We start from the raw sequence: 26,704 nt of genomic DNA on the forward strand, positions 1-26,704 counted from the left end.
ATATTCATCGCGCGGTGAGCGTCCGTGCAAGCGCCTGTTTTCCCTGGGGCTCTCACAGGCGCCCGTCTTCAGGAGCGGGGCTCGGGGGCGCCCTGGATGGCCTCCTCCTGGTCGTCCCGGGAGGCCGGGGGCTGCGGCGCGGGGCGGGACTCGCTGCGCACCATGGGCAGCCACTGGGGTCGGGTGCGCAGGAAGACGACCAGCCGCTCGCGCACGAGGAAGCGCAGGTCGCCCAGCTTGCTGGAGTTCGCCGCGCTCACCAGCGCGCGCACGGTGAGGGTCTTGTCCATCACGTCGAAGACGACCAGCGTCTTCACCCGCCCGTCCCACAGCTCCTTGCCCTCGTTGGCGAGGATGCGGTCCAGCTCCGCGCGCAGCGCGTCGATGTCCGCCATGTAGTCCACCTGGAGGATGACGGTGCCCATGATCTCCGGGGACCCCTTGCTCCAGTTCTGGAACGGCTTGTCCAGGAACTGGTTGATGGGGATGACCATGCGCCGCTGGTCCCAGATGCGCAGCACGACGTACGTGAGGGTGATCTCCTCCACCGTGCCGAACTCGCCCTCTACCAGCACGTTGTCCCCGATGCTGACGGGCTGGGTGATGGACAACTGGATGCCGGCGAGCAGCGACGCGAGCGACTTCTGCGCGGCGAGACCGACGGCGAGGCCGGCGATGCCGGCGGAGGCCAGGAGCGACACGCCCACGTTGCGCACGACCTCGAACTGCATGAGCAGCAGCGCGGCGGCGATGACGTAGGTGGCGACCTCGAAGACGGCGCGCAGCACGGCCAACTGCGTGCGCAGCGAGCGCGCGCGGCGGTGGGGGCTGGACTCGGAGGTGACGCGGCTCTGGACGTAGGCCTCCGACACCCGGAGGAAGCGCAGGATGAACCACGCCACCGCGACGATGGTGAGCGAGTAGCTCACCCGGTCGCTCAGCAGCTTCAGCTTGGGAGGCAGCAGCAGGAACGAGGTGCCCAGCGCCAGGAGGATGGCGAAGAAGGGCAGCCGCAGGGGACCCCGGCCCGCGCCGACAATCTGGTCGTCCCAGGCGATGCGCGTCCAGCGCGCCACGCGCAGCCCCGCGGCCAGCAGGAGCTTCTCCAGGAGGTAGGAGAAGATCCACGCGCACAGCAGCGTCACCGCGAGCCCCAGCCACTGCCACGGCTCCAGCCCCAGCACCGTGCGCTCGAAGAAGAAGGCCGGGAGCGTCTCGGTGAGCAGCGGGCCGTACTCCTCGAAGAGCGGGTCCACCATCTTCACGGTGGGCTCCGACACCACCCAGATGAAGGTGTTGTCCACGCTCATGCGCTGCAGCCGGATGGGGACGCTCTCGCCCTTGAGCGGGATGGCCCCCAGCGACACGAAGCGCGAGCTGGGGGACTCGCCCTCGGGCGTCTTCGGCAGGACGGACGTGTCCACCGACAGCTCCCGGTCCAGGACGAACTTCAGCTTCCGCGCGAGCTGGGCGCCCCGCAGGGGCTGCTCGGCCTCCGGGAGGTGGTCCAGGTAGAGGTAGAAGGCGGCGCGGGCGTAGTCCCCGCGATGCACCGCGTCCAGGAAGCCCTGCACCGTGGCGCGCGGCGACGTGCGGTCGAGGTCCTGCGGGACCTGCCCCAGGCCGTTGTCGAGGGCCTGCACGGGGAGGCCACCAAGGACGCACCCCAGGAGAAGGAGGGCCACCAGGACCCGGGAGGCATGGCGCTTCATGGGCGCCTCCTTACCCTTTTTCGGGCGGGTTGCCCGGGAAAGACGGTGGGTGTTTCCGAGCCCGCCCGGCCGCTGGGACGCCCGGGGTTGAATCCAGAAAAGCCGTGCTGAAACGCGACACGGGAAAGCATTGGTGCGCCGCTGGGTGGTGGGCTAGAACCGACCCCCAAGGAAGGTCGCCGTGTCCGAAGAGAAGCGAAGAATCCTCCTCATTGACGACAGCGAGATCACCCTCGCCATGGAGAAGGCCGTCCTGGAGGCGCGGGGCTATGAGGTCGTGGCCACCTCCACGCTCATGGAGTTTGAGAAAACGCTTCAGAGCTGGCGGCCGGACCTCATCCTCACGGACATCCACATGCCGGAGGCGAAGGGCACGGACATCTGCCGCACGCTGAAGAACGAGTACAACACGCAGGACATCCCCATCGTGTTGTTCTCCAGCCTGCCGGACGACGAGCTGTCGAAGCTGGCCGAGCAGGTGGGCGCGGACGGCTGTCTCTCCAAGGTGAACGGCCTGGAGGCGATGGGCGAGAAGATCGACGAACTGGTGCAGAGCATCCTCTGGTGATGACGATGCGCGCGGCCGTCCTCGCGGTGCTCGTGAGCGCGCTCCTCGCCGGTTGCAGACGCCAGGAGCCGCGCGCCCCGGAGAGCGGCGCGAACAGCGCTCCCGGGCAGCAGCAGACCGCCTCCCCCGCTCCCGCCGCGCCTCCGGGCGCCGTGCTGCTCCTCTCCGCGGACACGCGCGGCTATCTGGGCCCGTGCGGCTGCAGCGAGAACATGCGCGGCGGCATCGGCCGGGCGGCGTTCCAGGTGCAGGAGGCGCGCAGGGGCGGCCAGCCGGTGCTCTACATCGACGGCGGCAACAGCCTCTTCGGGGAGACGCACCTCCAGGCGGAGCAGGTGCCGCAGGAGGAGCTCAAGGCGAAGGCGCTCGCGGACGCGTTCCGCACCATGGGCATCGCGGCGCGCGCCACCGGCGAGCTGGACGACACGCGCGGCGCGGCCTTCCGCCAGGGCCTGGGCCTGCCGGAGATTCCGGCGGGCGGCGTGAAGGTGCTGGACGCGGGGACGCGCAAGGTGGGCGTGGTGGCGGCGGCGTCCGGCGAGGCGCTGGTGAAGGCGAGCCAGCAGGCGCGCGAGCAGGGCGCGGACTTCGTGGTGGGCCTGTTGGACCAGCCGCTGGAGGCCGCGCAGGTCGCCGCCGCGCTGCCGGGGCTGGCCGCGAACCTGGTGGTGGCCACGCACAGCGCCGGTGAGTTCTCCGCGGAGGAGAACCGGCTGGTGCGCTCCGACGTGCCGGTGGTGGCGCTGCAGAGCAAGGGGCGCTCGCTGTTGCGCGTGGACCTGACGTACGCGCCGGCGAAGGGCCCCTTCGTCCCGCAGCGTTCGCAGGGGGACGTGGAGCGCGAGGTGACGGCGCTGGAGCAGCGCATCGCGCTCCTGGACAAGGAGATTTCGCGGCCCGGCATCGACCCGACCCTCAAGACGCTGAAGCAGGGCAAGCGCGACGAGCTCTCCGCGCGCAAGCAGGGCCTGCTCACCGCGCCGCCCGCGCCCACCGACGGCGTCAACGGCTTCGCGCTGCGCTTCCTGCCGCTGGAGTCGAACCTGCCCACCGCGCCGGACGCGCAGGCGCTGGTGAAGGCGTACGACGCGAACGTGGGCCAGTTGAACCTCGCGTGGGCGAAGGCGCACGGCCAGGACTGCCCGGCGCCCCCGAAGGGCCAGGCGGGCTTCGTCGGCAGCGCGGCGTGCGAGGACTGCCACGCGGACGCGACCGCCGTGTGGCAGCGCACGAAGCACCACCACGCGTGGGAGACGCTGGAGGAGGTGGGCAAGCAGCACCACCTCAACTGCGTGGGCTGCCACATCACCGCCTGGCAGAAGCCCGGCGGCGTGTGCCGGCTGGACAAGGTGGCGGGCCGTGAGGACGTGGGCTGCGAGAGCTGCCACGGCCCGGGCTCCCAGCACGTGGACGCGCCGAGCCCGGCCACCATCGTGGGCAAGCCGGGAGAGGCCGTGTGCGTCACCTGCCACAACACGGAGAACTCGCCGCACTTCGACTTCGCCACCTACCTGCCCCGCATCCTCGGTCCCGGCCATGGCGGAACCGGCAAGAGCGGGCAGGCAGGCGAGCCGCCGGCGAAATAGGGTCGCTCGCTCCTACGGTGGGTCCTTCCCGGGGGCGTACCGAGCGACTTGTTGTTTGACTGTCAAGAAAGCTGGCGAATACTGCGGGCTTCGCCTGCTTCTGGGCGACCTCGCCTGGCGTTCCCATGCCGCTTTCTCTGCTCCTGCTTGCCCTGGCCTCGGTTCCCTCCTCGCAGGGCGTGGCGCCGTCACCGGTGCCGCCGCCTGGCGTGCATGCGGTGCCCTCCTCGCAGGCTCCCTCGCTGACGGCGAACGCCAGCCGGGCCACGCCCCCCGCTCCCATGGAGGAGGGCGAGGAGACGGAGGAGGTGGAGAACGAGTCCGCGGAGCTGGAGGAGCTGCGCGCGCTGGAGGGCGCGACGCTGGACCCGGAGGCGAAGCCGAGCGCGGAGATGATGCAGTCGCTGCGGCGGCTGGGCCTGACCAACCCGTTGCGGCTGCGAATGTTGGACGCGCTGGAGGAGCCCACCTTCCGCGAGGACGACACCGCCCCGCCGCTGGCGCGCATCACCGACCTGGCGAACTTCGATATTTCGCAGGTGAAGGACCGCTACGACATCCCGGTGGACATGCAGCCGCGGGTGGCCGAGTACATCCAGTTCTTCCAGGGCCCCGGCCGCAAGTGGTTCCGCAAGTGGATGGCGCGCTCCACGCGCTACCTGCCGGTGATGCAGCCCATTCTTGAGGCGAAGGGCCTGCCACGGGACACGGTGTACCTGGCGATGATTGAGAGCGGCTTCTCCGCGAACGCGTACTCGTGGGCGCACGCGGCCGGGCCGTGGCAGTTCATCTCCAGCACGGGCAAGCAGTACGGCCTCAAGCAGGACTTCTGGGTGGACGAGCGGCGTGACCCCATCAAGGCCACGCACGCGGCGGCGGCGTACCTGAAGGACCTCTACGGCGAGCTGGGCCACTGGTACCTGGCGTGGGCGGGCTACAACACGGGCTCGTACCGGGTGCGCAAGATGGTGGAGCGCTACGGGACGAAGGACTTCTGGGTGCTGGCGGAGGAGCGCGGGCTGGCGAAGGAGACGAAGCACTACGTGCCCAAGCTCATCGCCGCGGCGCTGGTGGCGAAGAACCCCACCGCGTTCGGCTTCTCCGAGGAGGAGTTCCAGTACGAGTCCACGCTGGAGTACGACGAGGTGAAGCTCACGGACGCGACCGACCTGGACGTGGTGGCGCGCGCGGCCGGGGTGAGCGTGACGGAGGTGCAGGAGCTGAACCCGGAGCTCAAGCGCTGGTGCACGCCTCCGGCGACGGCCGCGAAGCCCTACACGCTGAAGCTGCCGCGCGGCACCACGACGCTCTTCGCGCAGAACCTGGCGAAGCTGTCGCCCGCGGACCGGCTGACGTTCCGGGTGCACACGGTGAAGAGGGGCGACACGCTGTCGCAGATTGCGCAGAAGTACGGCACGGCGGCGGAGGCCATCCTCCAGATGAACCGGCTGAAGAGCGCGCGGGTGCTGAAGGTGCGCGCGGAGCTGGTGATTCCGGTGCCGGCGAACGCCCGGGGTGGCAGCGGCGACGCGGGCGGTGGCGCGGTGGCGTCCGGCGCGCTGGCGGCGAAGGTGGCGCAGGCGCGGCGCAGCGGCGTGGTGGCGACGCGGCCGGAGGACGAGGTCCCGGCGGGCACGCCCCGCGGCCCCGTGGCGGCGGGCCCGGTGAAGACGGAGAAGGTGGACGGCAAGACGCGCATCACCTACGGCGTGCAGGAGGGCGACAGCCTGTGGCTCATCGCCAACCGCTTCCAGGTGTCGGTGGACGACCTGAAGAAGTGGAACAACCTGCCCAAGCGCAACCGCACGCTGTCGCTGGGCACGCTGCTGGCCGTGTGGCCGCCGGAGTCCAAGGGCGCGGCGCCGGCGAAGGTGGAGGAGCGCGGCGGCACCATCGTGGTGGCCAACGCCGTGGCGGGACAGGCGCCCGTGGGCCCCAAGGGAAAGGTGCACACGCTGGCCGAGGGCGAGACGCTGTGGTCGGTGTCGCAGCGCTACAACGTGTCCGTCGAGGACATCATGAAGTGGAACCACATCAAGGACCACCGCACGGTGCCCACCGGCAAGCTGCTGTCGTTGAGCGCGCCGTAGCGGCTGAAGGGCATGGCGCGGCGGCCGGGACCTTGCAGTCCCCGGCGCCATGCTCGCATCCGCACTGCTTCGAGAGTCACCGCTCCGTCCCCCTGAAACGCCCGACACGCGCGGGCCCGCGCCTGTCCTGCCCCGTGGAGTCGAACGTCCGGGGGACAGGACGGTCACCGGGGGCAACTCGCTGACGCGCTTCAGCGGGCCCGCTCCGGCCGTGGGTCCGGCACCGCGTGGGCCTTCCCCTGCCCCGCCGTCCGACGGAGTGTCCGTCCCCAGGGAGCGCTCCCGAGACACCGTGACAGGCACGGCGGCCACCGTCGTCGCGCGCGCGGTGACGGCCGGGGGCCTGGGCGTCATGGAGCCTCCGGCCGACTTCGCGGGCACGGCGATTCCAGCGGCAAGCGCCCTGGCGCATCCGCGCTTCGCCGGGTCGTCCCAGCTCGCGGACGTGGCGTCCGGTGTGACGGTGCTCGGCACGAGCGCGAAGGGCGAGGGGCTTCGCGCGGTGCAGGGCGCGCTCATGGACATGGGGTTCGCGCTGTACGGCGGCGCGGACGGACGCTACGGCCCGGACACGGCACGCGCGCTCCGCAACTTCCAGGTGCACGCGGGCCTGCGCTCCAGCGGCGTGCTCGACGCCGCCACGCTCAAGGCCCTGGAGGCGCTCGCTCCGGCTCCGGGCTCACGGGGACAGTCGCGCGCCCTGCCCTCTTCGTTCTACGCGGGCCAGCCCGTGCGCGTGGTCATCGCGCTGCGCGAGCACCGCACGTTCCTCTTCGACCCGGAGGGGAAGCTCGTGGACATCTTCCCCAACGCGGTGGGCACCGCCGCCACGCCCACGCACCCGGGCCTCAAGGTCGTCCGCGCGAAGTTGGATCAGGTCGCCACCGAGGACGCGGGCGCGCGGCTGTGGAACGACCGGCACGTGTTCGGCGCCCGGCTGCTGGACCTGTCCTGGGCGGATGGCCGCCGCAGCGGCGAGGAGCTGCACGGCACCAGCGCCCCCGCCCTGCTCGGGGGCGACGTGTCCCACGGCTGCATCCGTCACGCGAACGAGGACATCCTCGTGCTGCATGACGCGCTCGCCGTGGGCGACCGCATCGCGGTGGTGGAGACGCTCCAGGACCCGCACCTGGGCGTCCCCGTCACCGTGGGCTGACGGCCTACGGCTCGACGCCTACTGCTCTTCCAGGAGCATCTTCAGCTCCCGCACGCGCTTGCTGATGTAGTCGCGGTCCAGCTTGCGGAAGTTCTCCGGCAGGAGCGCCCGGCTGGTGCACTCCTGCACCGCCACCAGGTTCTGCATTTCAATCTCCAGCGGGTAGCTGGGCGGCACGAAGTCCGCCAGCACCGCGGCCAGGTCGTCCTTCGTCACCTGGTCGCGCCCGTCCGCCAGCGCGCGGAACTTCGAGCGCACCATCACCGCCTCGATGTCCGCGCCGCTGAAGGCGCGCACGCCTCCGGGGATGAGCGCGGCGAAGGACTCCACGCCCTCCACGGACACGCCGGTCTTCCTGCTCATCGCCTGGAACAGCTCGTTCCGCTCCTCGTCCGTCTGCGGATAGAAGAGCGCGAGGTGCTCCTCCGCGCGGCCCTGGCGCTTCAGGTCGATGGGCAGCAGGTCCGGCCGCGCCGTCAGCAGGAACCAGACAATCTTGCCGCGGTACTGCGTGTTGCCCATGAAGGACGCGATGGAGCCGAAGATGCGGCTGCTCGTCCCGGAGTCCCCGCCGGAGTCGCGGTTGCCGAGGAAGGTGTCCGCCTCGTCCACCATCACCGCCACCGGCCACAGGGCCTTCAGCAGGTTGAAGATCTTCTCCAGGTTCGCTTCCGTCACGCCCTGCCACTGGCTGCGGAAGTTCAGGAACTTCACCACCGGGATGCCAATCTCCCCGGCGAAGCAGCTCACCATGAACGTCTTGCCGGTGCCCACCGGTCCGCTCACCAGGTAGCCCATGGGCATGACCTCGATGCGGCCCTTCTTCAGCGCGGACGCCGCCTGCCGCAGCATCTGCTTGGCGGGCGCGTGCCCCGCCACCGCGTCCAGCGTGTGCGCGGGCTCGATGAACTCCAGCAGGCCGTGGCACTCCGCCTGGATGAGCTCCTTCTTCTTCTCCTTGAGCAGCTCCGGCGTGATGCGGATCTCCCGCTCCAGCGCCTCCGTGAGCACGCGGTCCAGGTTGATGCGCGACAGGCCCGCCGTCATCTTCGCCAGGCCCGCCAGCGGCACCTCCGACACGGACTGGAGCTTCTTGCCCTCCAGCTTGGAGCGCACGTACTCCAGGCGCTCCTCCTCCGTGGGCAGCGGCAGCTCGATGGGCGCCACGTACGGGTTGCGGCTGATGCGCGGCGATACGTCCGACAGGTTCTCCGCCAGGAGCACCACCGACACGTCGCCCGCCAGGAACTGCGGGTCGTGCGCCCACTTGTCCAGCGTGGCCACGACGAAGCGGTCCTCCGCGGACAGGTGGCTCATCTCCCCGCCCGGGACGAGCGTCTCCGCGAAGTCGATGATGAGCGCCATCGAGCGGCCCTCGCTCAGGCGCATGCGCAGGAAGTTCTCCAGGATCTGGAGCGCCCGGCCCGGGTCGCGCGGCAGGACCTTGGAGAAGTCCGTGCCGTACATGGCGTCGTAGCCGGTCATGGCCCGCGACAGGTCCTTCTGCGTCTCCGGCGTCGCCGAGCGGATGCCCGACGAGCGGTCGTAGAAGAGGACGTGGTCTCGCCCGCCGAACAGCTCCTCCGACAGGAAGGTCTTCAGCGTCCCGAAGCCGCGCCCGCCGTCCTCGAGCTGCAGGGGCTGCAGGTCCCTCACGGCCCCGTACAGCAGGAAGGTGCTGACCGTCTTCGTGTAGTACTTGCGCGCCAGTTGCTGCGCCCACCGGGGCAGATCCGCCAGCGGATCCGCCTTGTTTACCTTACGCACCTTCGTCACGGACATCCCTCCGGCGCCGCTCCCCCCAGGGACATCCGGGGGGAGGACCCCCAGGCCTACCTTAAGTATCAGGACCGCGGCGCCGCTAATCGCGGCAGCGCGCCTGCTTCTTCAGGGTCGCTTCCACCTTGACCGTGGAGCCCGCCGGGGACGGCGTCCCCACGGATACGTCCTCGTCCGCGTGGCATTTCGCCTTCAGCGTCAGCTCGCGCGTGCCCCACGGCACCCGGAGGGTGGCAGGGGTGACGGCGCCCAGGTCCTTGTTGCCCTGGAAGATGGCCGCGCCCGGGGGCGTGGACTCGACCCGCACCTCCACGGGCGCGCGCTCCAGCGTCGCCACCACGTCCAGGCCGTCCTTGTTCACCGTCAGCTTCCGGATGAACGGCTGGTAGCCCGGGGCGGACACCTCCACGAGCGGGGTGTCGTTGCTCAGCGAGAAGTCCTGGAGCACCTGCTCCCGCTCGCCCTGCTTCCGGGCGACCTGCTTGTCGATCTTCACCTCCGCGTCTTCCGGCTGGGTCTTGAAGATGACGACCACCGAGCGCGCCTGCCGCTTGAGGGTCACCGGGACCTGCGTGGCGTTGGTGCCCTCGGCCACCATGACGGACTGGTTGAAGGCCTCGTAGCCGTCCGCGGTCACCACCACCAGCACGTTGCCCACCGACATGGGCTTGAGGACGAAGCCGTTGGAGGGGAACTTCTCCGGAGGCCCCGCGTTGATGGACACCATCGCGCGGTCCTTCGCCTCCTGCGTCTTGAGCTCCACCATCACGTAGCCCTGCGCGGGCTTGCTCGGGGAGAAGACCAGGGCCACGCCCACCAGCAGGAACAGCGACGCCAGCCCCACGGCGCCGTAGAGCAGCCGCTTGTCCATGCCCTTGAAGCCCCCGCCCCGGGCGGGAGCCTCCGGCTCGGGCGCGTTCTTCTGGCGGGCCTCCTTCGCGGGCGGGCGCGGCGCGTTCCCGTTGTTGAGGACGGGGGGCGCGGGCGGACGCGGCGCGGGCGGCGCCGGCTCCGGCGGCGAGTCCGGCCGGACGATGCGCGGCAGCGCGCCGTCGTTGCCCCGGTTCGGCGTCGGCCGGGGCGCGGGCGCGTCGTTGGACATCAGCGTGGGCACGTTGGTCAGCGACGGACGCGGCGGCGCGGCGGTCAGCACCGGCGCGCTGTTCTGCGACAGGCGCGGCGGCGCCGGAGGCTGGGGCAGCGACGAGGGCGGCGGGATGACGGCGGTGCGGCCCGACACGTCCTCCCCGTCGTCCGCGGGCGCGGCCGGGGACTCCAGCGGCGTGACGGCGCGGCCAATGGCGGCGCCCGGCTGGGTGGTGGGCTCCGGCGCGTCGTTGAAGACGGCGTCGCGGTCCACCATCTGCGTCGCCAGTTCCTCGTCCTCCTTGGGCGAGGGCGCGGCCGGCGCGGCGGTCAGCTTGGGCAGCGCCGCCAGCGTGGGCGAGCGGCGAGCCCCCTGCGCGGCGCCACCGGAGTTGGACGCGCGCGGCGGCGGCGCGGCGACGGGCTCCACGGCGGGCGCGGAGGGCGCCACCGCCGGGATGTTGGTCATGCTCTGCGTGGGCACAGGGGACGGGCCGCTGAAGCCCGCCTCGATGGCCGCCAGCATGCCGTCCGGCGCGCGGATGTCCGCGTACTCGGCCAGGCGCTGCTTCTCGCGTTCCACCTCTTCGGCGAACGTGGACTTCATGTACTGCATGAGGTCCTTGCGGCCGAAGATGGAGTCGTTCGTCAGCAGGAAGCGCTGGAGGTCGTCGCCCAGCTCGCTGGCGTACTGGTAGCGCTCGTCCACGTCCTTCGCGAGCGACTTGAGGACGATGCGCTCCAGCGCCTCCGGGATGCGCCGGTTGTACGTGGACGGGGACGGAACCTCCGCCTTGCGCACCTTCTCCAGCACGCTGAAGTCGCTGTCGCCCACGAAGAGGCGCTCGCCGGTGAGCATCTCGTAGAGGCAGACGCCAATGGCGAACACGTCCGAGCGCCGGTCCAGCGGCAGGCCGCGGATCTGCTCCGGGCTCATGTAGCCGAACTTGCCCTTGAGGATGCCGGCCTGCGTCTTCGTCGCCTTGCCCGCCGCCTTCGCGATGCCGAAGTCGATGACCTTGACCTCGCCCTCGAAGGACACGAGCACGTTCTGCGGCGAGATGTCGCGGTGGACGATGTTGAGGTCGCGCCCCATCCCGTCCTTCTTGCGGTGGGCGTAGTCCAGGCCCTCGCACATCTTCGCCACGCAGAAGGCGACCAGCGGCACGGGCGCGGGCTCACCCTTCTTCCGGCAGCGGTCGAAGATGGCCCGCATGTCCTTGCCGGGGATGTACTCCATCGAAATGAAGTAGCTGCTGGCGATCTGCCCCAGCTCGTAGATCTGCGCGATGTTGGCGTGGGTCAGTTGGACGCTGATCTTCGCCTCATCGATGAACATCGAGATGAATTCTTCATCCTCGGCGATGTTCGGCAGGATGCGCTTGATGGCGACGAGCCGCTCGAAGCCGCTGGCGCCGAACTGTTTGCCGCGCCAGACCTCCGCCATGCCGCCGATGTTGACGCGGTCCAGGAGGAGATACTTCCCGAACGGGATGGGTTGCCGCTTCGGTTGAGAGGTCGTCACTTTGAGTGGGGGTCGAGTCCTTGCAGGGAGCCTATCGATCGCGGCTCCAAAGGGTCAACCGCGCGCGCGGACCTATTTCCGCCCGCTTGCCCGGCAGGCGGGCCTGGATCGGCCCGAATCAGGGTGAAGGCGCCGCCGCCGCGCCCCCATCCACGGTGGGGATCTCCAGGTCAATGCCCGGAACGCCTTCGGCCTCATCTGGCTCTGGAGGGAGCTGGGCGCGCACGACGGCGACGCGCGGCTCGCCCCGGTGGGAGAGCATGGCGGGCGCACCAAAGCGCACCTCGGCGGGCAGCCCCACCAGCGTCACCCAGGCCTGCTTGCCGTCCCGGGCCACGCAGTAGAGCAGCGTGCCGGGCCGGGCGCCTGGGGCGTCACGGACCGGGCCCTCGCAGTCCGTGCGCACCTGGAGTGTATAGGCCGGCACCGGCGTGCCGCGCTCCAGGTACGGCGGCGTTCCCAGCGCGTCCACCAGGGGCTGTAGCACCTGGGATCGCGTGGGCACGGCCTCCACCGTGGCCAGCTTCTGGGCCTCGTTCTGGAAGCGCTGCAGCGCCACCGAGGCCAGCTCCGGCGGGTCCAGCGGCGTGCGGCCCTCCGCCAGCACCAGGTCCAGGAAGAGCGCCAGCACGAGCAGGATGGGCACGAGCCGGTAGCCCTTGAAGCCCTCCGGCTTCTTGCGCAGCCATCCGGCGACGAACACGGCCAGGCCCACGCCCGCGAGCCCCAGCACGACGCTGGCGCGCACGGCGGACGGCGGCGTCAGGAGCGCGGAGACCTCCGCGGTCCGGGCGCGCAGGGCATCCGAGAGGTCCCCCCCGTAGATCCACCCGAGCGCCCCCAGGCACAGGACGTGGGTCAGGAGCGTCTTGCGCGAAGGGCCGCTCATCCCGCCAGCGTCCTGGCCGGATCCGTGGCGGCGGCGCGGCGGCTGGGGAAGTAGGCCCCGGCGAGCGCGGCCACGAGCCCCAGGAGCACGCCCCCCAGCACCACGGCCACGGGGAAGGAGAAGAAGCTCTCCGGCTTGAAGGGGAAGTTGGGCAGGTAGCCCTTCGCGAGCCGATCCACGAGGAAGGCCAGCACCAGCGCCGCCGCCGTGCCCGCCGCGCCGCCCAGCACGCCCACCACGCCGGCCTCCGCCAGCACGATGGCGCGCACGTCCGCGCGCGAGGCGCCCACCGCCTGCATCACGCCAATCTCCTTGGCCCGGGCGCGCACGGACGAGGACATGGCGTGGGCGATGTTCACCGCCGCCAGCACGCAGATGAGGATGGAGAGCAGCGCCAGCGCGGACGTGGTGAGCGCCACCGCCGCGCCCGCGTTCTCCGCCAGCCGGCGCTCCTGATCATCGATCTCGAAGCCCATCCCCTTCACCGCCTCCACCAGCTCCGGGACGCGGGAGGGGTCCGCCGCCACCAGCGTGACGCCGGAGTAGCTGTCCGCGTCCGCGCCGGAAGCGCGGTTGATGCGCACCGCCGTGTCCAGCGGGATGGTGATGCCCGCGAGCATGGCCCGGTCGGACGCGCCCACCACCTGCGCCTGCTGCGTGGTGCTGGGCCCGCCGGACGTGGCGGCCACGTAGGAGCGGTTGAACTCCACCGGGAAGCCGAAGCCGATGAGCATCTCCGCGGACAACTGCGGCAGCTTGCGCGCGGGCGCGAACGTCTTGTTGTACAGCTCCAACAGGCGCGTGGAGATGAGCGCGGGGATGGCCTTGCCCTCCCCCGGGTCCTTGAAGTCCTTCGCCTCCGGCAGCCCCACGTCCTTCTGCACCAGGCCGGGGTCCACGCCCACCGCGAGCACCTCCATGCCCATGCGCAGGCGCGAGCCGAAGAAGACGCCGTCGTAGCGCGTCACCGCCGGCACGCGGACGTTCATCTTCCGGTACGTCGTCTCCACGCCGGGCAGCGCGGCCAGGCGCTCCACCGCGGCCGTGTCCAGCTTGCCGCCGCCCAGGAGGCCCAGCGACACCGCCGGGGGCACCACGTCCACCAGCCGCGAGTCCGTGGGGAAGATGCGCTCGCGGATGACGCGCCCCACGCCCAGGCCCAGGCCCACGAAGAACACCAGCGCGCCCACGCCCATGGCCACGCCGAAGGCGGAGAAGAACGCGCCCTTGCGCTCGCGCGCGAGGGACAACCTCACCAGTCGCGACAGTGCGTCGAACCTCACGGGGCACCTCGCGAGGCCAGGGCCGCCGACGCAGGGGATTCCTCCACCAGCCGCGCGTCCTTGAGCCGCAGCACCCGCCGCGCCACCGCGCTCATGCGCTCCTCGTGGGTGACCGTCAGCACCGTGAGCCCTTCCTTGTGCAGCTCCTGGAAGAGCTGGATGACGCCCGCGCCGGTGGCCGCGTCCAGGTTGCCCGTGGGCTCGTCGCACAGGAGCAGCTTCGGGCCGCCGAAGAGGGCGCGGGCGATGGCCACGCGCTGGCGCTCGCCGCCGGACAGCCGCACCGGCGCGCGGTCCTGCTTGGCGCCCAGGCCCACGCGCTCCAGGAGCTGGCTCGCGCGCTTGCGTCCGTCCGGAGTGGCCGGACCGAAGTGCGAGGGCAACAGCACGTTCTCCAGCGCGGACAGGTTGGGGATGAGGTGGAACGACTGGAAGACGAAGCCCACGTGCGTGTTGCGGAAGCGCGCCAGCTCCTTGTCGCGCAGGCCGGTGAGCTTCACGCCGCCCACCTCCACCTGCCCCTGGTAGTGCACGTCCAGGCCGCCCAACAGGTGCAGCAGCGTGGACTTGCCGCTGCCGGACGCGCCCACCACCGCGACGAAGTCCCCGGCCTCCACGTCCAGCGACACGCCATCCAGGACGCGCACGCGCGAGCCCTCGCCGTCCTCGTACTCCTTCACGACATCGCGCGCGTGGATCAAGGCGTGGCCGGGGTCGTCGTGGTCGTGGTGGGGCCAGGCGCGGGCGTCAGCCGCAGGGAGATTTCGGCCTGGAGCGCCTTGTCCTTGCGCGACAGGGCCAGGGTCACCGCGCGCAGGTCGTCCGTGGCGTCCAGCCAGCGCACCGTGGTGGCCTTGATGGCGAAGCCGCCAATACCCCACGCGGCGGACGGCAGCGCCTTCACCGCGTCCGCCAGCCGGCGCAGGTCCAGCAGCACCACCAGCGCGGCGTCCTTGCCCACGGACTTCAGGTCCTCGGACACGGGGCCCGTGCCGGCCGGCTGCGCGAGCGAGGCCAGGGTGGACTCCAGGCGCGCCCTGGGCGCCGCGAGCACCAGCTTGCCGTCCCTGGACAGCGCGAAGTGCGCGCCTTCGCCCGCGCGGTAGGACGTGAGGTACGCCTTCTGGCCGTTCACGTCCGTGGGCTCCACCTTCGCGCCGAAGCCGCCCGCGAAGCCGGGCACCTTGTCCAGCGTGGCCTGCCCCTTCGCCACGTCCTTCACCTCCGCCAGCGCCACCAGGTTGACGAAGCGGAAGGGGTTGGTGCGCCGCAGGTCCAGCTCCGGCATGCCCGAGGACAGGTTGACGTTGGGCGACAGCGACAGCGCGAGCACCATGCCCGGCTTGAGGTTGTCCAGCACCTCCGTCTTCACGTTGAAGCCCGCCTCCTGCACCGCGCGCGTCACCTGCGAGCCGGCCAGGTACGGCCACACGCCATCCAACTGCGCGGGGTCGCCGCGGAAGCGCGCCACGAAGAAGCTGTCCTGCGGCAGCCAGCCCGAGAGCGCCTCACCGCCCTTGGGCTCCAGCGCCGCGAGCGACGCCTGCGAGTCGGGCCACGGCGCGTCCGCGCGCAGCGTCACCGCGCGGTCCTCGATGTGCCCCGTGAAGGTGATGCCCTGCACGCTGCCCGCGGGCAGCAGGCCCATGCCGCCCGGCAGCCACACGTGGAAGTCGCGGTCGCCGGAGAGCCGCTTGAGGGACGCCTCCAGCACCGGCTCCTTGGCCAGCGACTGCTCCTCCGGCAGCGCCGCCAGCTCCGGCAGGCGCGACACGGACGCGCCCGCGGACAGGAGCACCAGGTCGTGCTTGAGGAAGAGCATGCCCAGCATGGGCTCCGTGGAGCCCGGGCGGTGGAAGGTGACCAGCCGCCCCGCGTCCGTCTTGTTCTCCTTCTCCTCCGAGGCGCCCAGGCGCGTGCGGGCGAAGGTGGCGAAGGTCGTCTTCAGCTTGTCCGCGTCCTTCACGCCGATGACGGACACCGCCTGCGTGCCGCCGAGGAAGGCCGCGCCCGCGCCGCGCTTCGGGTCGATGCCCGCGTCCTCCAGCGCCTTCCTGCTGCGCAGGTCCACGCCCACCTGCCGCATCACCGCGGACACGTAGCGCTCCGCGGAGGGGAAGTTCTGGAGCTGCGCGACGAACGAGGCCACCTTGAGGTTCTGGAAGCGCGCGAGCTTCTCGCCCAGCGTGCCCAGGTCGTCGATGACGACGGCCGCCTGCGCGGTGCGCGGCAGGTAGCGCGACACGCCCCGGGGCGAATCCGCGGGCCCGGCCGCCTCCTTCCCGCAGCGCGAGCAGCCGGCGAACACGACCAACAGCAGGAGCAACGGAAGGAATCCAACGCGGCGGAGCATGGGCGGCAGGACAGGATGCCTGCGCCGGAGAGTCAATCTATTCGTGCGCCGTCAAAGGTCCCCGCCCGGGTCGCAAGGTGCCACGGTGAACAGGTACCCGTCCGGGCCCGTGCCCGGCCTACCGCACCCGCGTGCCGCCGTGCGGCAGGGGCGCGGAGACCTCCTCGGTGAAGTCGAGGAAGCGCTCCATCTGGCGCACGGTCTCGTCCGTGGCCTCCGTCTCCGCGGAGAGCACGTCCAGTTGCCGGTTGACGCTCTCCGGGTCGCGGATGGCGATGGACTGCTCGTGCGTCAGGCGCATCAGGTCCTCGATGCCGGCCAACTGGTGGCTCACCACCTCGCGGCTCTCGCCCGCCTGCTCGAAGCGCATCAGGCGCTTGCGCAGAATCTCCACGCGCTTGCCCTTCACGTCCTTGAGGCGCGGGTTGGCCTCGTCCGCGACCTCCGCCTCCAGCGCCGCCACCTCGGAGGTCAGGTGCTCGCGGTCGGACCCGCTCAGGTACGTGCGGTACTGGTTGAGCGCGGAGATGAGCCGCAGGAAGGACGTGAGCAGCGCGTCCAGCTTGGGCTCGCTGTCCGCCGCCAGCACGCGCCCGCCGGGCAGCTTGCGGTAGTTGGCGAGGATCTTCTCCTTCAGCCCCACCAGTTGCTGGTAGTGGTCGCGCTGGGACGGCGCCAGGTCCGCGAGCAGCGCGTCCACCGCCGCGCGCGCGGCCTCCGGGTTGTCCGGCTGCCGCGACCGCACGACGCGCTGGAAGCGCTTCATGGACGACAGGACGGCCAGGTAGACGCCCTCCACGCCCAGGGCCACCATCATGGGCAGCGGCTCCTGCGTCACGGCGCTGGACATGGCCGCCGTCGTCAGCCCCACCAGGTTGGCCGGCAGGAGGAACGCGGCCTTGATGTAGTTCGGTGTCTTCGCCACGTCCGACTCCCCTTCCCTCTTCCGGCCCCTGTCAGGGCCCCCGCGCCTCGGAGACGTACTTCAGCGCGCCCAGGTCCCGCGTGTCCTCCGCCGGAGGGGGCGCGTTCCCGCGCTTGAGCTTCTGGAAGAGCGCCGCGGCGCTCTGGAACAGCTCGTCATAGGTAACCGGCGCCTCGCCGGAAAGTCCGAAGAAGGCCCGATTGTCCGCCAGTGTCGCGGGCGGCGCGCTGCGGATGGCCTCCGTGGGGTCGCCCAGGTAGGGCGCCACCTCGCCCAGCAGCCGTGCCCCGGCCGCCGGGTCCTTGAGCACGCCCTGCCCCGCGTCCAGCAGCCCCCGCAGCACCCGCCGCACCGCGTCCGGGTAGCGCGCCGCGAAGTCGCCCCGGGCCACCAGCACCGTGGCCAAGAGGTGCGGGGCGTCCGCCGTGGTGGCCAGCACCTTGCCGCCCCGGTCCCTCGCCGCCAGCTCCACGTCGCCCCACAGCCCCACCACCACGTCCGCCCGCCCCTCCCGCAGGGCCCGGCCGGCGTCCAGCGTGGAGGGCAGGTCCACCCAGCGCACGTCGGAGGTGCGCAGCCCCGCCCGCGCCAGCACCCACAGGGCGAAGTAGTGCGACGAGCCGCCCGGATACACGCCCACCCGCTTGCCGCGCAGGCTGGCCAGGTCCGGCACGCCCACCGCCGCCATGGCCTCCTGGCCCCGGCTGCGCCCCACGAGCAGCACCGTGCGCGGCGCCGCGTCCCTCAAGGTGGGCGCCCACGACGCCAGCCGGTCCACCGACAGGGCCGCCATGTCCACGCCGCCGTTCTCCGCGCCCACGGACAGGGCCTGCCTCAGCTCCTCCTCGCGGGCGAAGAGCACCGCGCGGGCGTCCAGCGCGTAGGCCGTCTTGAGCAGCCCCTGCGCGGCGCCCGGGGGCGTGGCGGGGTTGTCCAGGGTGGTGGCGCCGCCGGTGGCGACGAGCAGCGCGGCAGCCGAGCCGCGCGGGGTGAAGCCGATGAGCACGGGCCGCAAGGGCACCGACGCCACGTCCGCCACGGGGGCCGCGACGCCCGCCGGGAAGTCGCCCGGGGACAGCCGCACCGCCTCACGCGTGGAGGGGAAGAAGCGCGCCTGCAGGCGGTCGAGGTAACCCGCCCGCGAGGCGAACACGTACCCCGCGCCCAGGACACAGAGCGCGAGGAAGAGAAAGAGGCCGGGTCCGCGGTGCAGCTTCATCCGTGTGCGCCGGCCCCTTTCATGGGCGGAGACCTACTTGATCTCCACCTTCTTGCCGATGGTCTTTTCCGGACCCGCGCCCACGTCCGACACCGGCGCGGGGCTGTCCAGCAGGCCCATCTCCATCTTCATCTGCTTGACGAGCTCGTTGGCCTGGAGCTTCTCGGCCTCCTCCTCGATGAGCGCGCCCTGGTGGTCCACCGTGTCGAGCGCCATCTGCATGCGCGCCTCGTTGATGGCCGTCTTCTCCTGGACCTTGCGCAGCATCTCGTCGTGCGTGGAGTCCACGCCCGCGACGGTGAAGGACTCCATCGTGTCCGCGACCTTCGCCTGCCACTTGGCGCGGCGCGCGTCCCGGATGGCGTTCATCGCCTCGTGGGTCTTCTTGTCCTTCTCCCGCATGAACGCCTTCTTGACGTTCAGCGCCTTCTCGTAGGCCTGCTTGGCGATGTCCAGTTGCTGCTCGTTGCGGGCGAGCGCCTCCTTCTCCGCCTGCAGCTTGGTCGCGTAGGTGCCGGCCAGGTCGTCACGGCCCGCCTGGATGGCGGCCTTCACCTTGGCGGTCAGCTCCCGCACGTCCTGCTGGTACTTCTGGTTCTCCTTCTCCAGCAGGGTCACATTCGCCCGGACCATGGCGATGGACTCGTTCATCTTGGGGACCTGGTCGTTCAGGTCACGGATGTTCTGCTCGAGGATCAGCTCCGGGTCCTCGATGGAGGAGACGAAGAAGCCCGCGAAGCTCCGCATCGCTCTTTTGAATCGCTGCCACATGTCGGCTCTCACCTCCGCCTGTGCGTAATCCCAGTCACCTTACACGAACTCCGCCGCCCACAAGCATCCAGCCGCCCGGCGCGTGTCATCGTGACTACGCCCGCCGGGAACGGATGATTGCCCCCGGACCGCCACCGCCAGGCCGCCGCCCGCCAGCCCGGCCGGGTCCAGGGCCACCGGACGGCTCCCGGACGGCCACTCCCCGTCCCTTAAAGGGTCCCCCCGGGGTCGCGAAAGACGGTGTGGCCATGAACTTGCCGGGTGGGGAGGAAGCGGGGAAAACAAGTGTGTCGCATGGAACCAACCCCTCCCGTTGCCTTTGAAGACGAGCTCGCGCGGGTGGTGGCCGCCCAACGCCGGCGTGTGCTGGGCGCCGGGGCCGCGGTGCGGCTGGTGGGCACGGTCGTGTTCTTCGCCGTCAGCCTGGGGCTGTGGCTGACGGGCGCCCGGGACTGGGCGCACTACCCGCCGCTCCTGCTCTGCTACGGCGGCGTGGTGGCGCTGCTGTTCGCGCTGCGCGCCAGGCCCCTGACGAAGCAGTTGGGCGTCGTGCAGTCGCTGGTGGACGTGGGGCTCGTCTTCGGGCTCCAGCAGTTGGCCCTGCCGGTGTCGCCCTTCCCCGCGGGCGTGGCGGGCTTCAGCCTGGGGCTGTTCGCGCTGGTGGTGGCGCTGTCCGGCCTGGAGCTGATGCCCTGGCTCGTCTACGGCGCGGCGGGGCTGGCGTCGCTGGCCCAGGCCTTCCTCATGGCCCAGGCGGGCGTGGGCCCGGGCGCCATGGCCGTGGCCGCGGTGACGCTGGTGCTGGTGGCGGCGGTGAGCCACTACGGCACCGGGCGGCTGCGGCAGTTGGCCATGGACCTGTCGCACGCGGAGGTGGCCCGGCAACTGGAGGCCCGCCGCACCCACGACGTGGAGGACGCCCACCGCACCATCGAGCGGATGCTGGCGGAGGCCCACGCGCGCAACGCCCAGTTGGAGGCGCTCCAGGCCCACCAGGAGCAGTTGATGCAGTTCCTGGTGCACGACCTGCGCTCCCCGCTGTCCGCCGTGACGCTGTCGCTGTCGTGGATGGAGCAGGAGCTGCCCGTCGGCACGCCGATGGTGGAGTCCGTGCGCACGGGCCTGGCCGTCACCGCGCGCCTGGACCGGATGATCTCCGACCTCCTGGACGTGCCCCGGCTGGAGCAGGGCCGGCTGTCCCCGCGCAAGCAGCCCTTCCCGGTGGCGCCCCTCTTCGACGAGGTGCGCCGCTCGCTGGACGGCGCGGCCCGGCTGCGAAAAATCAGGCTGGAGCTGTCATGCCCGCCGGGCTTCCAGTTGGTGGGCGACGCGGGCCTGCTCATCCGCGTGGTGGAGAACCTGGCCACCAACGCGCTCCGCTATGCCCCGTCCGGCGGGCGGGTGCGCCTGGAGGCCGGTGAGACGGAGGGCTTCCAGTGGCTGGCCGTGCGCAACGACGGCATCGCCATTCCGCCGGAGGCGCGCGAGTCCCTCTTCGACAAGTACATGCAGGGCCACCGCGAGAAGGAGGGCCGCCGGGGCTACGGCCTGGGGCTGTACTTCTCCCGGCTGGCGGCGGAGGCCCACGGCGGGCGGCTGGCGGTGGAGGACGCGGAGGGCTGGGCCACGTCCTTCGTGCTGCGCCTGCCGCGCTCGAAGCCGGCCTCGCAGCCGTCCGCGGACCCCACGGCCGCGCAGCGCCGCTAGGACGCCTTCAGCTTCGCGCGGGCGAAGAGCTTCGTGGCCTGGGCGCGGGCGTTGGACAGCACCGCGTTCGCGTCCAGCGTCGTCAACTCGCCCTCGCGCAGCACCAGCTTGCCGTCGATGAGCACGTGCGACACGTCCGTGGAGCGCGCCGAGTACACCAGCGGCCCCGTGACGTCGTCCGGCAGCGGGCAGAAGTGGAAGCCGCGCGTGTCCACCACGGTGAGGTCCGCGCGCTTGCCGGCCTCCACGGAGCCCACCTCGTCCTCCAGGCCCAGGGCGCGCGCGCCGTGCAGCGTGGCCATCTCCAGGACGTGCATGGGCGTCATCGCCACCGGGCCCACGCGCGGGTTGTGCAGCACGGACGCGAGCCGCATCTCATGGAACAAATCCAGCGTGTTGTTGCACGGGGCGCCGTCCGCCCCCAGCGACACGGGGATGCCGTCCTTCAAGAGCTCCGGGATGCGCGCGTAGCCCGACGCGAGCTTCAGGTTGGAGCCCGGGCAGTGGCACACCACCGTGCCGGACTCGCGCAGCAGCCGCTGCTCCTCCCCTTCCACCCACACGCAGTGGGCCAGGGTGACCTGGGGGCCCGTGAGCCCCAGCCCGTGGAAGAAGGCGATGTTGTCCTGGCCCGTCACCTGACGGACGACGTCCGTCTCCGTGCGGTTCTCGCTGGCGTGCGAGTGGATGCGCACGCCCTTCTCCCGCGACAGCCGGCCCACCTCGCGCAGCAGCTCCGGCGAGCAGGACAGGGCGAAGCGCGGCGCGAACGCGTAGCGCAGGCGGTTGTCGTGGGTGCCGTGCCAGCGCTCCATCAGCGCCAGGCTCTCCGACAGGGAGTCCGCCGTCGTCTCGCGCAGGCCGGCGGGCACCTCCGCGCCGGAGTCCATCATCGCCTTGCCGCCAACGAGCCGGAAGCCGCTGTCGCGCGCGGACTCGAAGACGGCGTCGTAGTGGTGCACGGTGCCCATGTCGAGCGCCGCCGTGGAGCCGGAGCGGATGAGCTCCGCGAAGGTGAGGTCCGCGCTGGCGCGCAGGGACGCCGCGTCGTGCGCCGCCTCCATGGGCCAGATGCGCTCCTTCAGCCAGTCCAGCAGCTCCCGCTTGTCCGCGTGGCCGCGGAACAGGGTCTGGCAGGCGTGCAGGTGGCCGTGGATGAGGCCGGGCATCACCACCTGCCCGGTGAGGTCCAGGACGCGGCGGGCGCCCTTCACCTTCAGGCCCCGGCCCACCTTCGCGATGCGCCCGTCCTGCACGAGCACGTCCGCGCGAGGCAGCACCTCGCGGTCGCGGTTCATGGTGACGACGGTCGCGCCAGTGAGAAGCAAGTCCACGTGAGGGGGGTCCTAGAGGAAGGAGCGGGTGAAGGCGTGCGGCAGCAGCTCGCTGAGCGGGTAGCGCGCCTCCTGCCCGTTGAGGGTGCGGCTTCGCACCGGAAGGTCAGGTCCGGCGAACTCCGCCATCACCTGGCGGCACATGCCGCACGGGGGACAGGGCTCCGGGGTGTCCACGACGACGGCCACGGCCACGGGCTTCTCGCGGCCCTGGGCCACGCCCGCGGCGAACGCGTTGCGCTCCGCGCAGACGGTGAGGCCATAGGTGGCGTTCTCCACGTTGCAGCCGGCCACGATGGAGCCGTCCGCGTACAGCACGGCGGCCCCCACGGGGAACTTCGAGTACGGCACGTGCGCGCGCTGGCGGACCCGAAGGGCCTCCTCGAACAGCCGCTCCCAGGGAATCTCCTCCGCCATGCCGCCCTCCTTCGCCGGACGAAGGGCCCTGGATGGGCCCCCGTCCCGCCTGAAACCCGGAGCCTGTCTCAGGCCCCGCCCTTGGCCTGCTCGTCCAGGTGCCGGGCGATGGCCAGCTCCAGCTCCACCGGCAGGTCCACGAACTTCACCCGCACCACCAGGCCCGCCGCGCCGGGCTTGGGCCCCAGCACCTTGCCCTTCACCACGGCCTCCTCGGGAGCCGAGGGCAGCGTGAAGCGCACCATCACGTCCTTGCCCTCGTCCAGGGCCTCGCCCACCCAGCCCACGCCGCCCAGGGACAGGTCCCCCGCGCGCTCCAGGAAGCCATCCGCCCCATCCCAGCCGACCTTCAGGCGCATGGGGACGCGGGGCGAGTCGCGCCGGTCCTCCGTCGTCCTGGTGTCCTGGTTCTCGTTCTGCTCGGACATCGCCGTCGTCTCCCTGCCGCTGCCGCTCTCGTATCCGACCCGGGTCGCGTTCCACCACCGCCCCGGGTCCAGGCCCGCGCATCATACGCGGGCCCGTCCGCTCCGTTGCTCCTGAAAATGCAGCTTCCTGGCCGCTCAGGCCCCGGTGGAGCAGAACTGCTCGTAATCGATGAGCTGGACCTTCGCTCCCGGCGCGCACACCGGACACTCCGGGTCGCGGCGCAGCCGCAGCTCCTGGAAGCGCGTCCCCAGCGCGTCGAAGGTGACGAGCCGCCCCACCAGGGACTCCCCCACCCCGAGCAGGAGCTTCAGGGCCTCCGTGGCCTGGAGCATCCCGATGAGCCCGGGCAGCACGCCCAGCACGCCCGCCTCCGCGCACGACGGCGCCAGCTCCGGCGGGGGCGGCGCGGGGTAGAGGCAGCGGTAGCAGGGCCCCTGGCCGGGCAGGAAGGTGGTCACCTGCCCCTCGAAGCGGAACACGGAGCCGTGGATGTTGGGCTTGCCCAGCAGCACGCACGCGTCGTTGAGCAGGTAGCGCGTGGGGAAGTTGTCCCCGCCGTCCAGCACCAGGTCGAAGTCCGCGAGGATGCGCTCCACGTTGGCGGTGGTGAGCCGCTCCTGGAACGGCACCACCTTCACGTCCGGGTTGAGCGCCTCCAGGGCGGCCTTCGCGCTCTGGACCTTGGGCTGTCCCCGGCGCTCCAGCGTGTGCAGCACCTGGCGCTGGAGGTTGCTCAGGTCCACCACGTCCGCGTCCACCACGCCCAGCGTGCCCACGCCCGCCGCCGCCAGGTAGAGCGCCGCCGGCGAGCCCAGCCCGCCCGCGCCCAGGAGCAGCACCTTCGACTTGAGCAGCTTCGCCTGCCCCTCCTCCCCCACCTCAGGGAGGATGAGGTGGCGGCGGTAGCGCTCCTTCTGCTCGGCGGAGAGGACGACGGGCTTCTCCACCGGGAGGGCCGCGTCGCTCCAGCGGTTGTAGCCGCCCGCGAGCGAGGACACGCGCGTGTAGCCCATCTCCCGCAGCGTGCGGGCCGCGAGCGCGCTCCGGGTGCCGCCCGCGCAGTAGAGGACCAGCTCCTCGTCGCGGTCCGCCTTCTCCTCGATGCGCAGCTCCAGGTAGCCCCGGGGGATGTGCACCGCCCCGGGGAGCCGGCCGCCCGCGTATTCGTCGGCCTCGCGCACGTCCACGAGCTTCACCTTCGCGCCCGAGCCCAGGAGCTTTTGGACGTGCTCATGGGAGACCTCGCGGATCTCCTTCTTCACTTCCGACAGCAGGTCGCGGAACGTGGGGGCCATGGGGCTTTGCGTCACTACTCCAGGCGCTCCAGCACCAGCGGGCGGGCCGCGGGCGCCCGGTCGCCGAACCGGTAGGCCGCGAGCAGGCGCGCCTTCACGTCCTCCACGGGGCCGGCGTCGTTGTAGTGCACCTGCACCACGGGCTCGCCCTGCTTCACCGCGTCGCCCACCTTCTTGAGCAGCGTGAAGCCCACGGCCGGGTCGATCTTGCTGTCCACCCGCTGCCGGCCCGCGCCCAGCGCCACCGCCGCCAGCCCCACGCCCTCCGTATGGATGCCGGTGACGAAGCCGTCGCGCGGCGCCACCACGTCCGTCGTGGCCTTCGCAGTGGGCAGGAGCGAGTAGTCGTCGATGGAGCGCGGGTCACCGCCCTGCGACTGGACGATCTCCTTGAGCTTCCGGATGGCGCTGCCGTCCTCCACGGAGCGGCGCAGCATCCCGCGCGCCTCCTCCACGTTGGCGGCCTTCTTGCCCAGCACCAGCATCTCCGCCGTCAGGGCGTAGGTGATCTCCGTGTAGTCGTCGGGCGCCTCGCCGCGGAGCATGTCCACGGCCTCGCGGACCTCCAGGGCGTTGCCCACCTGGCGGCCCAGGGGCTGATCCATGTCCGTGAGCAGGGCCACGACCTTGCGGTTCATCTCCGCGCCCAGGCCAATCATGGTGCGGGCCAGCACGCGCGCGTCGTCCGCCGTCTTCATGAAGGCGCCGCTGCCCACCTTCACGTCGAGCACCAGCGCGTCGATGCCCTCCGCCAGCTTCTTGCTCATGATGGACGACGCGATGAGCGGGATGCAGTCCACCGTCGCCGTCACGTCGCGCAGCGCGTAGAGCTTCTTGTCCGCGGGGGCCACCTGGGCCGTCTGGCCGATGAGGCAGCACCCCACCTCGCGCACCAGCCGGCGGTAGTCCGCGGTGGACAGGTTCACGTTGAAGCCGGGGATGGACTCCAGCTTGTCCAGGGTGCCGCCGGTGTGGCCCAGGCCGCGGCCCGAAATCATGGGCACGGGCACGCCGCAGGCCGCCGCCAGGGGGGCGAGGCTCAGGGACACCTTGTCGCCCACGCCGCCGGTGGAGTGCTTGTCCACCTTGATGGCCGGCGTGTCGGAGAGGTCCAGGACCTCACCGGAGTGGAGCATGGCGCGGGCCCACGCCCCCAGTTCCCGGGAGTCCAGCCCCTTGAAGAAGATGGCCATGCACATGGCGGCCATCTGGTAGTCGGCCACGGTGCCGGCGGTGTACGCCTGGATGAACGCCTGGATGTCGGACGGGTCCAGCTTGCCGCCGTCGCGCTTGGCCTTGATGAGCTCGTAGGGTTGCACGGGGCAAGGCCATAGCAGAAGGAAAGCCCTGGCCGCATCTGGTAGATAGCCAGCCCCATGATGCTCCGTCGACTCCACGTGCTCGCCCTGGCCGCGCTCCTGTGCGCCTGTTCCAAGAAGTCCGAGGACGCCCCCAAGGCCCCCTCCCAGACTTCCACCGCCGCGAAGCCCCCCGAGGGCAAGCCCGTGGTCGTGGGGCTCGTCATCGACGTGGGCGGCAGGGGTGACCACTCGTTCAACGACGCGTCCCTGCGCGGCCTGGAGCTGTGGGCCGCCGGCAAGAAGTACGAGGGCGGCAGGTACGTGGACGCCCCCGCTGGCGAAGTGCGTCAGTCCATCTCCTCCGACCTCGCGGCGCTCGCACCGGAAGTGAAGCCGCTGCCCGTGCAGCCGCTGGTGCTCCAGAGCAAGGCGCAGGAGGACTACGCCCCCAACCTCCAGTTGCTGGTGGAGCAGGGCGCGAAGCTGACCATCGGCAACGGGTACCTGCTGGCCAACGCGGTGCGTGACGTGGCCACGGAGAACCCGGAGGCCAGGTTCCTGCTCATCGACAGCCAGCTCCTGGACGCGCAGGGCAAGGCGAAGTCGCTGCCCAACGTGCGCACGGTGCTCTTCAAGGAGCAGGAGGGCAGCTTCCTCGTGGGCGCGCTGGCGGGGCTCGTGACGAAGACGAACAAGGTGGGCTTCGTGGGCGGCATCGAAGTCCCCCTCATCAAGCGCTTCGACGTGGGCTACCGCGCGGGCGTGCGCACCACGAACGCGAAGGCGGCGGACGCGCTGATGGCCGTGTACACGGGCAGCTTCAACAGCGTGTCCGCGGGCAAGGAGGTGGCGCAGGACCTCATCGCCAAGGGCGCGGACGTCATCTTCCACGCGGCGGGCACGGACGGCCTGGGCGTCATCCAGGCGGTGAAGGAGGCGCGGGCGGCGGGCAAGACGGTGTTCGCCATCGGCGTGGACTCGGATCAGTCCCACCTGGCGCCGGACGCCATCCTCACGTCCATGGTGAAGCACAGCGACCTGGCCGTGTACCAGGCCGCGAAGGACCTGGTGGAGGGCCGGTTCACGGCGGGTGAGCAGGTGCTGGGGCTCAAGGAGAACGGCGTGGGCATGGCGGACGTGCGCGTGGAGTTCCCGGGCAAGGCGGAGGCGCTCCAGAAGGTGGAGACGCTGCGGCAGCAGGTGCTGGCCGGGAAGATTGCCGTGCCGGGCACGCAGGCGGAGCTGTCCTCCTTCCAGGTCGCGCAGCCCTGATCTCCCT

Annotated in this window: 21 protein-coding genes; 6 read left to right on the forward strand and 15 right to left on the reverse strand. The window is 71.3% G+C overall.

All coding sequences use genetic code 11. From position 1 onward, the window contains the following. Positions 1 to 68 precede the first annotated feature (68 nt). On the reverse strand, positions 69 to 1,712 hold the full coding sequence (locus tag K8556_RS10575) for a mechanosensitive ion channel family protein (protein WP_223739914.1): 1,644 nt from the start codon (positions 1,710 to 1,712) through the stop codon (positions 69 to 71). 181 nt (positions 1,713 to 1,893) lie between these two features. Here K8556_RS10575 and K8556_RS10580 point away from each other — a divergent pair, with 181 nt between their 5' ends. From K8556_RS10580 to K8556_RS10595, 4 genes are all read left to right on the forward strand, one after another. Beyond that, entirely contained in the window at positions 1,894 to 2,280 is a 387-nt protein-coding gene (locus K8556_RS10580; RefSeq protein ID WP_206790174.1) for a PleD family two-component system response regulator, read from the forward strand. Beyond that, a complete protein-coding gene (locus tag K8556_RS10585; RefSeq protein WP_370639910.1) occupies positions 2,280 to 3,866 on the forward strand; it encodes a multiheme c-type cytochrome in 1,587 nt (528 codons plus the stop codon). The genes K8556_RS10580 and K8556_RS10585 overlap by 1 nt, the downstream gene beginning before the upstream one ends. Before the next feature lie 125 nt (positions 3,867 to 3,991). Beyond that, positions 3,992 to 5,956: a LysM peptidoglycan-binding domain-containing protein gene (locus tag K8556_RS10590; RefSeq protein ID WP_223739915.1), complete on the forward strand. Its 1,965-nt coding sequence runs from the start codon at positions 3,992 to 3,994 to the stop codon at positions 5,954 to 5,956. Between the two features lie 292 nt (positions 5,957 to 6,248). Beyond that, the gene (locus K8556_RS10595) at positions 6,249 to 7,112 is read left to right on the forward strand and encodes a L,D-transpeptidase family protein (protein WP_370639911.1); all 864 of its coding nucleotides are present in this window, start codon (positions 6,249 to 6,251) and stop codon (positions 7,110 to 7,112) included. 18 nt (positions 7,113 to 7,130) lie between these two features. On the opposite strand, the gene K8556_RS10600 is transcribed toward K8556_RS10595, so the two are convergent. The 9 genes from K8556_RS10600 to K8556_RS10640 all read right to left on the reverse strand — a co-directional run bounded on the left by K8556_RS10600 (position 7,131) and on the right by K8556_RS10640 (position 18,942). Then, entirely contained in the window at positions 7,131 to 8,888 is a 1,758-nt protein-coding gene (locus tag K8556_RS10600) for an AAA family ATPase (protein WP_223739916.1), read from the reverse strand. Between the two features lie 85 nt (positions 8,889 to 8,973). Then, on the reverse strand, positions 8,974 to 11,502 hold the full coding sequence (locus K8556_RS10605; protein WP_223739917.1) for a serine/threonine-protein kinase: 2,529 nt from the start codon (positions 11,500 to 11,502) through the stop codon (positions 8,974 to 8,976). Positions 11,503 to 11,620: 118 nt separating this feature from the next. Then, the gene (locus tag K8556_RS10610) at positions 11,621 to 12,391 is read right to left on the reverse strand and encodes a hypothetical protein (protein ID WP_223739918.1); all 771 of its coding nucleotides are present in this window, start codon (positions 12,389 to 12,391) and stop codon (positions 11,621 to 11,623) included. Then, the gene (locus K8556_RS10615) at positions 12,388 to 13,674 is read right to left on the reverse strand and encodes an ABC transporter permease (RefSeq protein ID WP_223739919.1); all 1,287 of its coding nucleotides are present in this window, start codon (positions 13,672 to 13,674) and stop codon (positions 12,388 to 12,390) included. The genes K8556_RS10610 and K8556_RS10615 overlap by 4 nt, the downstream gene beginning before the upstream one ends. Beyond that, a complete protein-coding gene (locus tag K8556_RS10620; RefSeq protein ID WP_223739920.1) occupies positions 13,671 to 14,375 on the reverse strand; it encodes an ABC transporter ATP-binding protein in 705 nt (234 codons plus the stop codon). Before K8556_RS10620 ends, K8556_RS10615 begins: the two co-directional genes overlap by 4 nt. Continuing rightward, positions 14,372 to 16,027, reverse strand: coding sequence for a hypothetical protein (locus K8556_RS10625; RefSeq protein ID WP_223739921.1), 1,656 nt, complete (start codon positions 16,025 to 16,027; stop codon positions 14,372 to 14,374). The genes K8556_RS10620 and K8556_RS10625 overlap by 4 nt, the downstream gene beginning before the upstream one ends. 118 nt (positions 16,028 to 16,145) lie before the next feature. Further along, positions 16,146 to 16,952, reverse strand: coding sequence for a hypothetical protein (locus K8556_RS10630; RefSeq protein WP_223739922.1), 807 nt, complete (start codon positions 16,950 to 16,952; stop codon positions 16,146 to 16,148). Positions 16,953 to 16,983: 31 nt separating this feature from the next. Next, positions 16,984 to 18,171 (reverse strand): ABC transporter substrate-binding protein, encoded by a 1,188-nt coding sequence (locus K8556_RS10635; protein WP_223739923.1) that lies wholly within the window; start codon positions 18,169 to 18,171, stop codon positions 16,984 to 16,986. 33 nt (positions 18,172 to 18,204) lie between these two features. Continuing rightward, positions 18,205 to 18,942 (reverse strand): PspA/IM30 family protein, encoded by a 738-nt coding sequence (locus K8556_RS10640; protein ID WP_223739924.1) that lies wholly within the window; start codon positions 18,940 to 18,942, stop codon positions 18,205 to 18,207. A 294-nt stretch (positions 18,943 to 19,236) separates the two neighbouring features. On the opposite strand from K8556_RS10640, the gene K8556_RS10645 reads away from it, so the two are divergent. Beyond that, entirely contained in the window at positions 19,237 to 20,649 is a 1,413-nt protein-coding gene (locus K8556_RS10645; RefSeq protein WP_223739925.1) for a sensor histidine kinase KdpD, read from the forward strand. Here the strand turns inward: K8556_RS10645 and K8556_RS10650 are convergent. The 5 genes from K8556_RS10650 to K8556_RS10670 all read right to left on the reverse strand — a co-directional run bounded on the left by K8556_RS10650 (position 20,646) and on the right by K8556_RS10670 (position 25,443). Beyond that, complete coding sequence (locus K8556_RS10650; RefSeq protein WP_223739926.1) at positions 20,646 to 21,983, reverse strand: 5'-deoxyadenosine deaminase; 1,338 nt, start codon at positions 21,981 to 21,983, stop codon at positions 20,646 to 20,648. The genes K8556_RS10645 and K8556_RS10650 overlap by 4 nt on opposite strands. Before the next feature lie 12 nt (positions 21,984 to 21,995). Next, positions 21,996 to 22,400 (reverse strand): cytidine deaminase, encoded by a 405-nt coding sequence (locus K8556_RS10655; RefSeq protein ID WP_120566738.1) that lies wholly within the window; start codon positions 22,398 to 22,400, stop codon positions 21,996 to 21,998. A 68-nt stretch (positions 22,401 to 22,468) separates the two neighbouring features. After that, positions 22,469 to 22,828, reverse strand: coding sequence for a PilZ domain-containing protein (locus K8556_RS10660; protein ID WP_223739927.1), 360 nt, complete (start codon positions 22,826 to 22,828; stop codon positions 22,469 to 22,471). Between the two features lie 135 nt (positions 22,829 to 22,963). Further along, the gene (moeB, locus tag K8556_RS10665; protein ID WP_223739928.1) at positions 22,964 to 24,124 is read right to left on the reverse strand and encodes a molybdopterin-synthase adenylyltransferase MoeB; all 1,161 of its coding nucleotides are present in this window, start codon (positions 24,122 to 24,124) and stop codon (positions 22,964 to 22,966) included. Between the two features lie 14 nt (positions 24,125 to 24,138). After that, positions 24,139 to 25,443, reverse strand: a complete 1,305-nt coding sequence (locus K8556_RS10670) for a thymidine phosphorylase (protein WP_223739929.1) — start codon at positions 25,441 to 25,443, stop codon at positions 24,139 to 24,141. Between the two features lie 60 nt (positions 25,444 to 25,503). Here K8556_RS10670 and K8556_RS10675 point away from each other — a divergent pair, with 60 nt between their 5' ends. Continuing rightward, on the forward strand, positions 25,504 to 26,697 hold the full coding sequence (locus K8556_RS10675; RefSeq protein WP_223740139.1) for a BMP family protein: 1,194 nt from the start codon (positions 25,504 to 25,506) through the stop codon (positions 26,695 to 26,697). The last annotated feature ends 7 nt before the right edge of the window (positions 26,698 to 26,704 follow it).

Origin of the sequence: Corallococcus sp. AS-1-12, from assembly GCF_020036995.1 — a bacterium.
In the GTDB taxonomy this organism is placed as follows: Bacteria; Myxococcota; Myxococcia; order Myxococcales; family Myxococcaceae; genus Corallococcus.

Excerpts from the sequence above, each read along its gene's own strand:
- K8556_RS10575 (WP_223739914.1), bottom strand. The coding sequence starts at position 1,712 with ATGAAGCGCCATGCCTCCCGGGTCCTGGTGGCCCTCCTTCTCCTGGGG.
- K8556_RS10585 (WP_370639910.1), top strand. The coding sequence starts at position 2,280 with ATGACGATGCGCGCGGCCGTCCTCGCGGTGCTCGTGAGCGCGCTCCTC.
- K8556_RS10590 (WP_223739915.1), top strand. The coding sequence starts at position 3,992 with ATGCCGCTTTCTCTGCTCCTGCTTGCCCTGGCCTCGGTTCCCTCCTCG.
- K8556_RS10610 (WP_223739918.1), bottom strand. The coding sequence starts at position 12,391 with ATGAGCGGCCCTTCGCGCAAGACGCTCCTGACCCACGTCCTGTGCCTG.
- K8556_RS10625 (WP_223739921.1), bottom strand. The coding sequence starts at position 16,027 with ATGCTCCGCCGCGTTGGATTCCTTCCGTTGCTCCTGCTGTTGGTCGTG.
- K8556_RS10635 (WP_223739923.1), bottom strand. The coding sequence starts at position 18,171 with ATGAAGCTGCACCGCGGACCCGGCCTCTTTCTCTTCCTCGCGCTCTGT.
- K8556_RS10640 (WP_223739924.1), bottom strand. The coding sequence starts at position 18,942 with ATGTGGCAGCGATTCAAAAGAGCGATGCGGAGCTTCGCGGGCTTCTTC.
- K8556_RS10645 (WP_223739925.1), top strand. The coding sequence starts at position 19,237 with ATGGAACCAACCCCTCCCGTTGCCTTTGAAGACGAGCTCGCGCGGGTG.
- K8556_RS10655 (WP_120566738.1), bottom strand. The coding sequence starts at position 22,400 with ATGGCGGAGGAGATTCCCTGGGAGCGGCTGTTCGAGGAGGCCCTTCGG.
- K8556_RS10660 (WP_223739927.1), bottom strand. The coding sequence starts at position 22,828 with ATGTCCGAGCAGAACGAGAACCAGGACACCAGGACGACGGAGGACCGG.
- moeB (WP_223739928.1), bottom strand. The coding sequence starts at position 24,124 with ATGGCCCCCACGTTCCGCGACCTGCTGTCGGAAGTGAAGAAGGAGATC.
- K8556_RS10675 (WP_223740139.1), top strand. The coding sequence starts at position 25,504 with ATGCTCCGTCGACTCCACGTGCTCGCCCTGGCCGCGCTCCTGTGCGCC.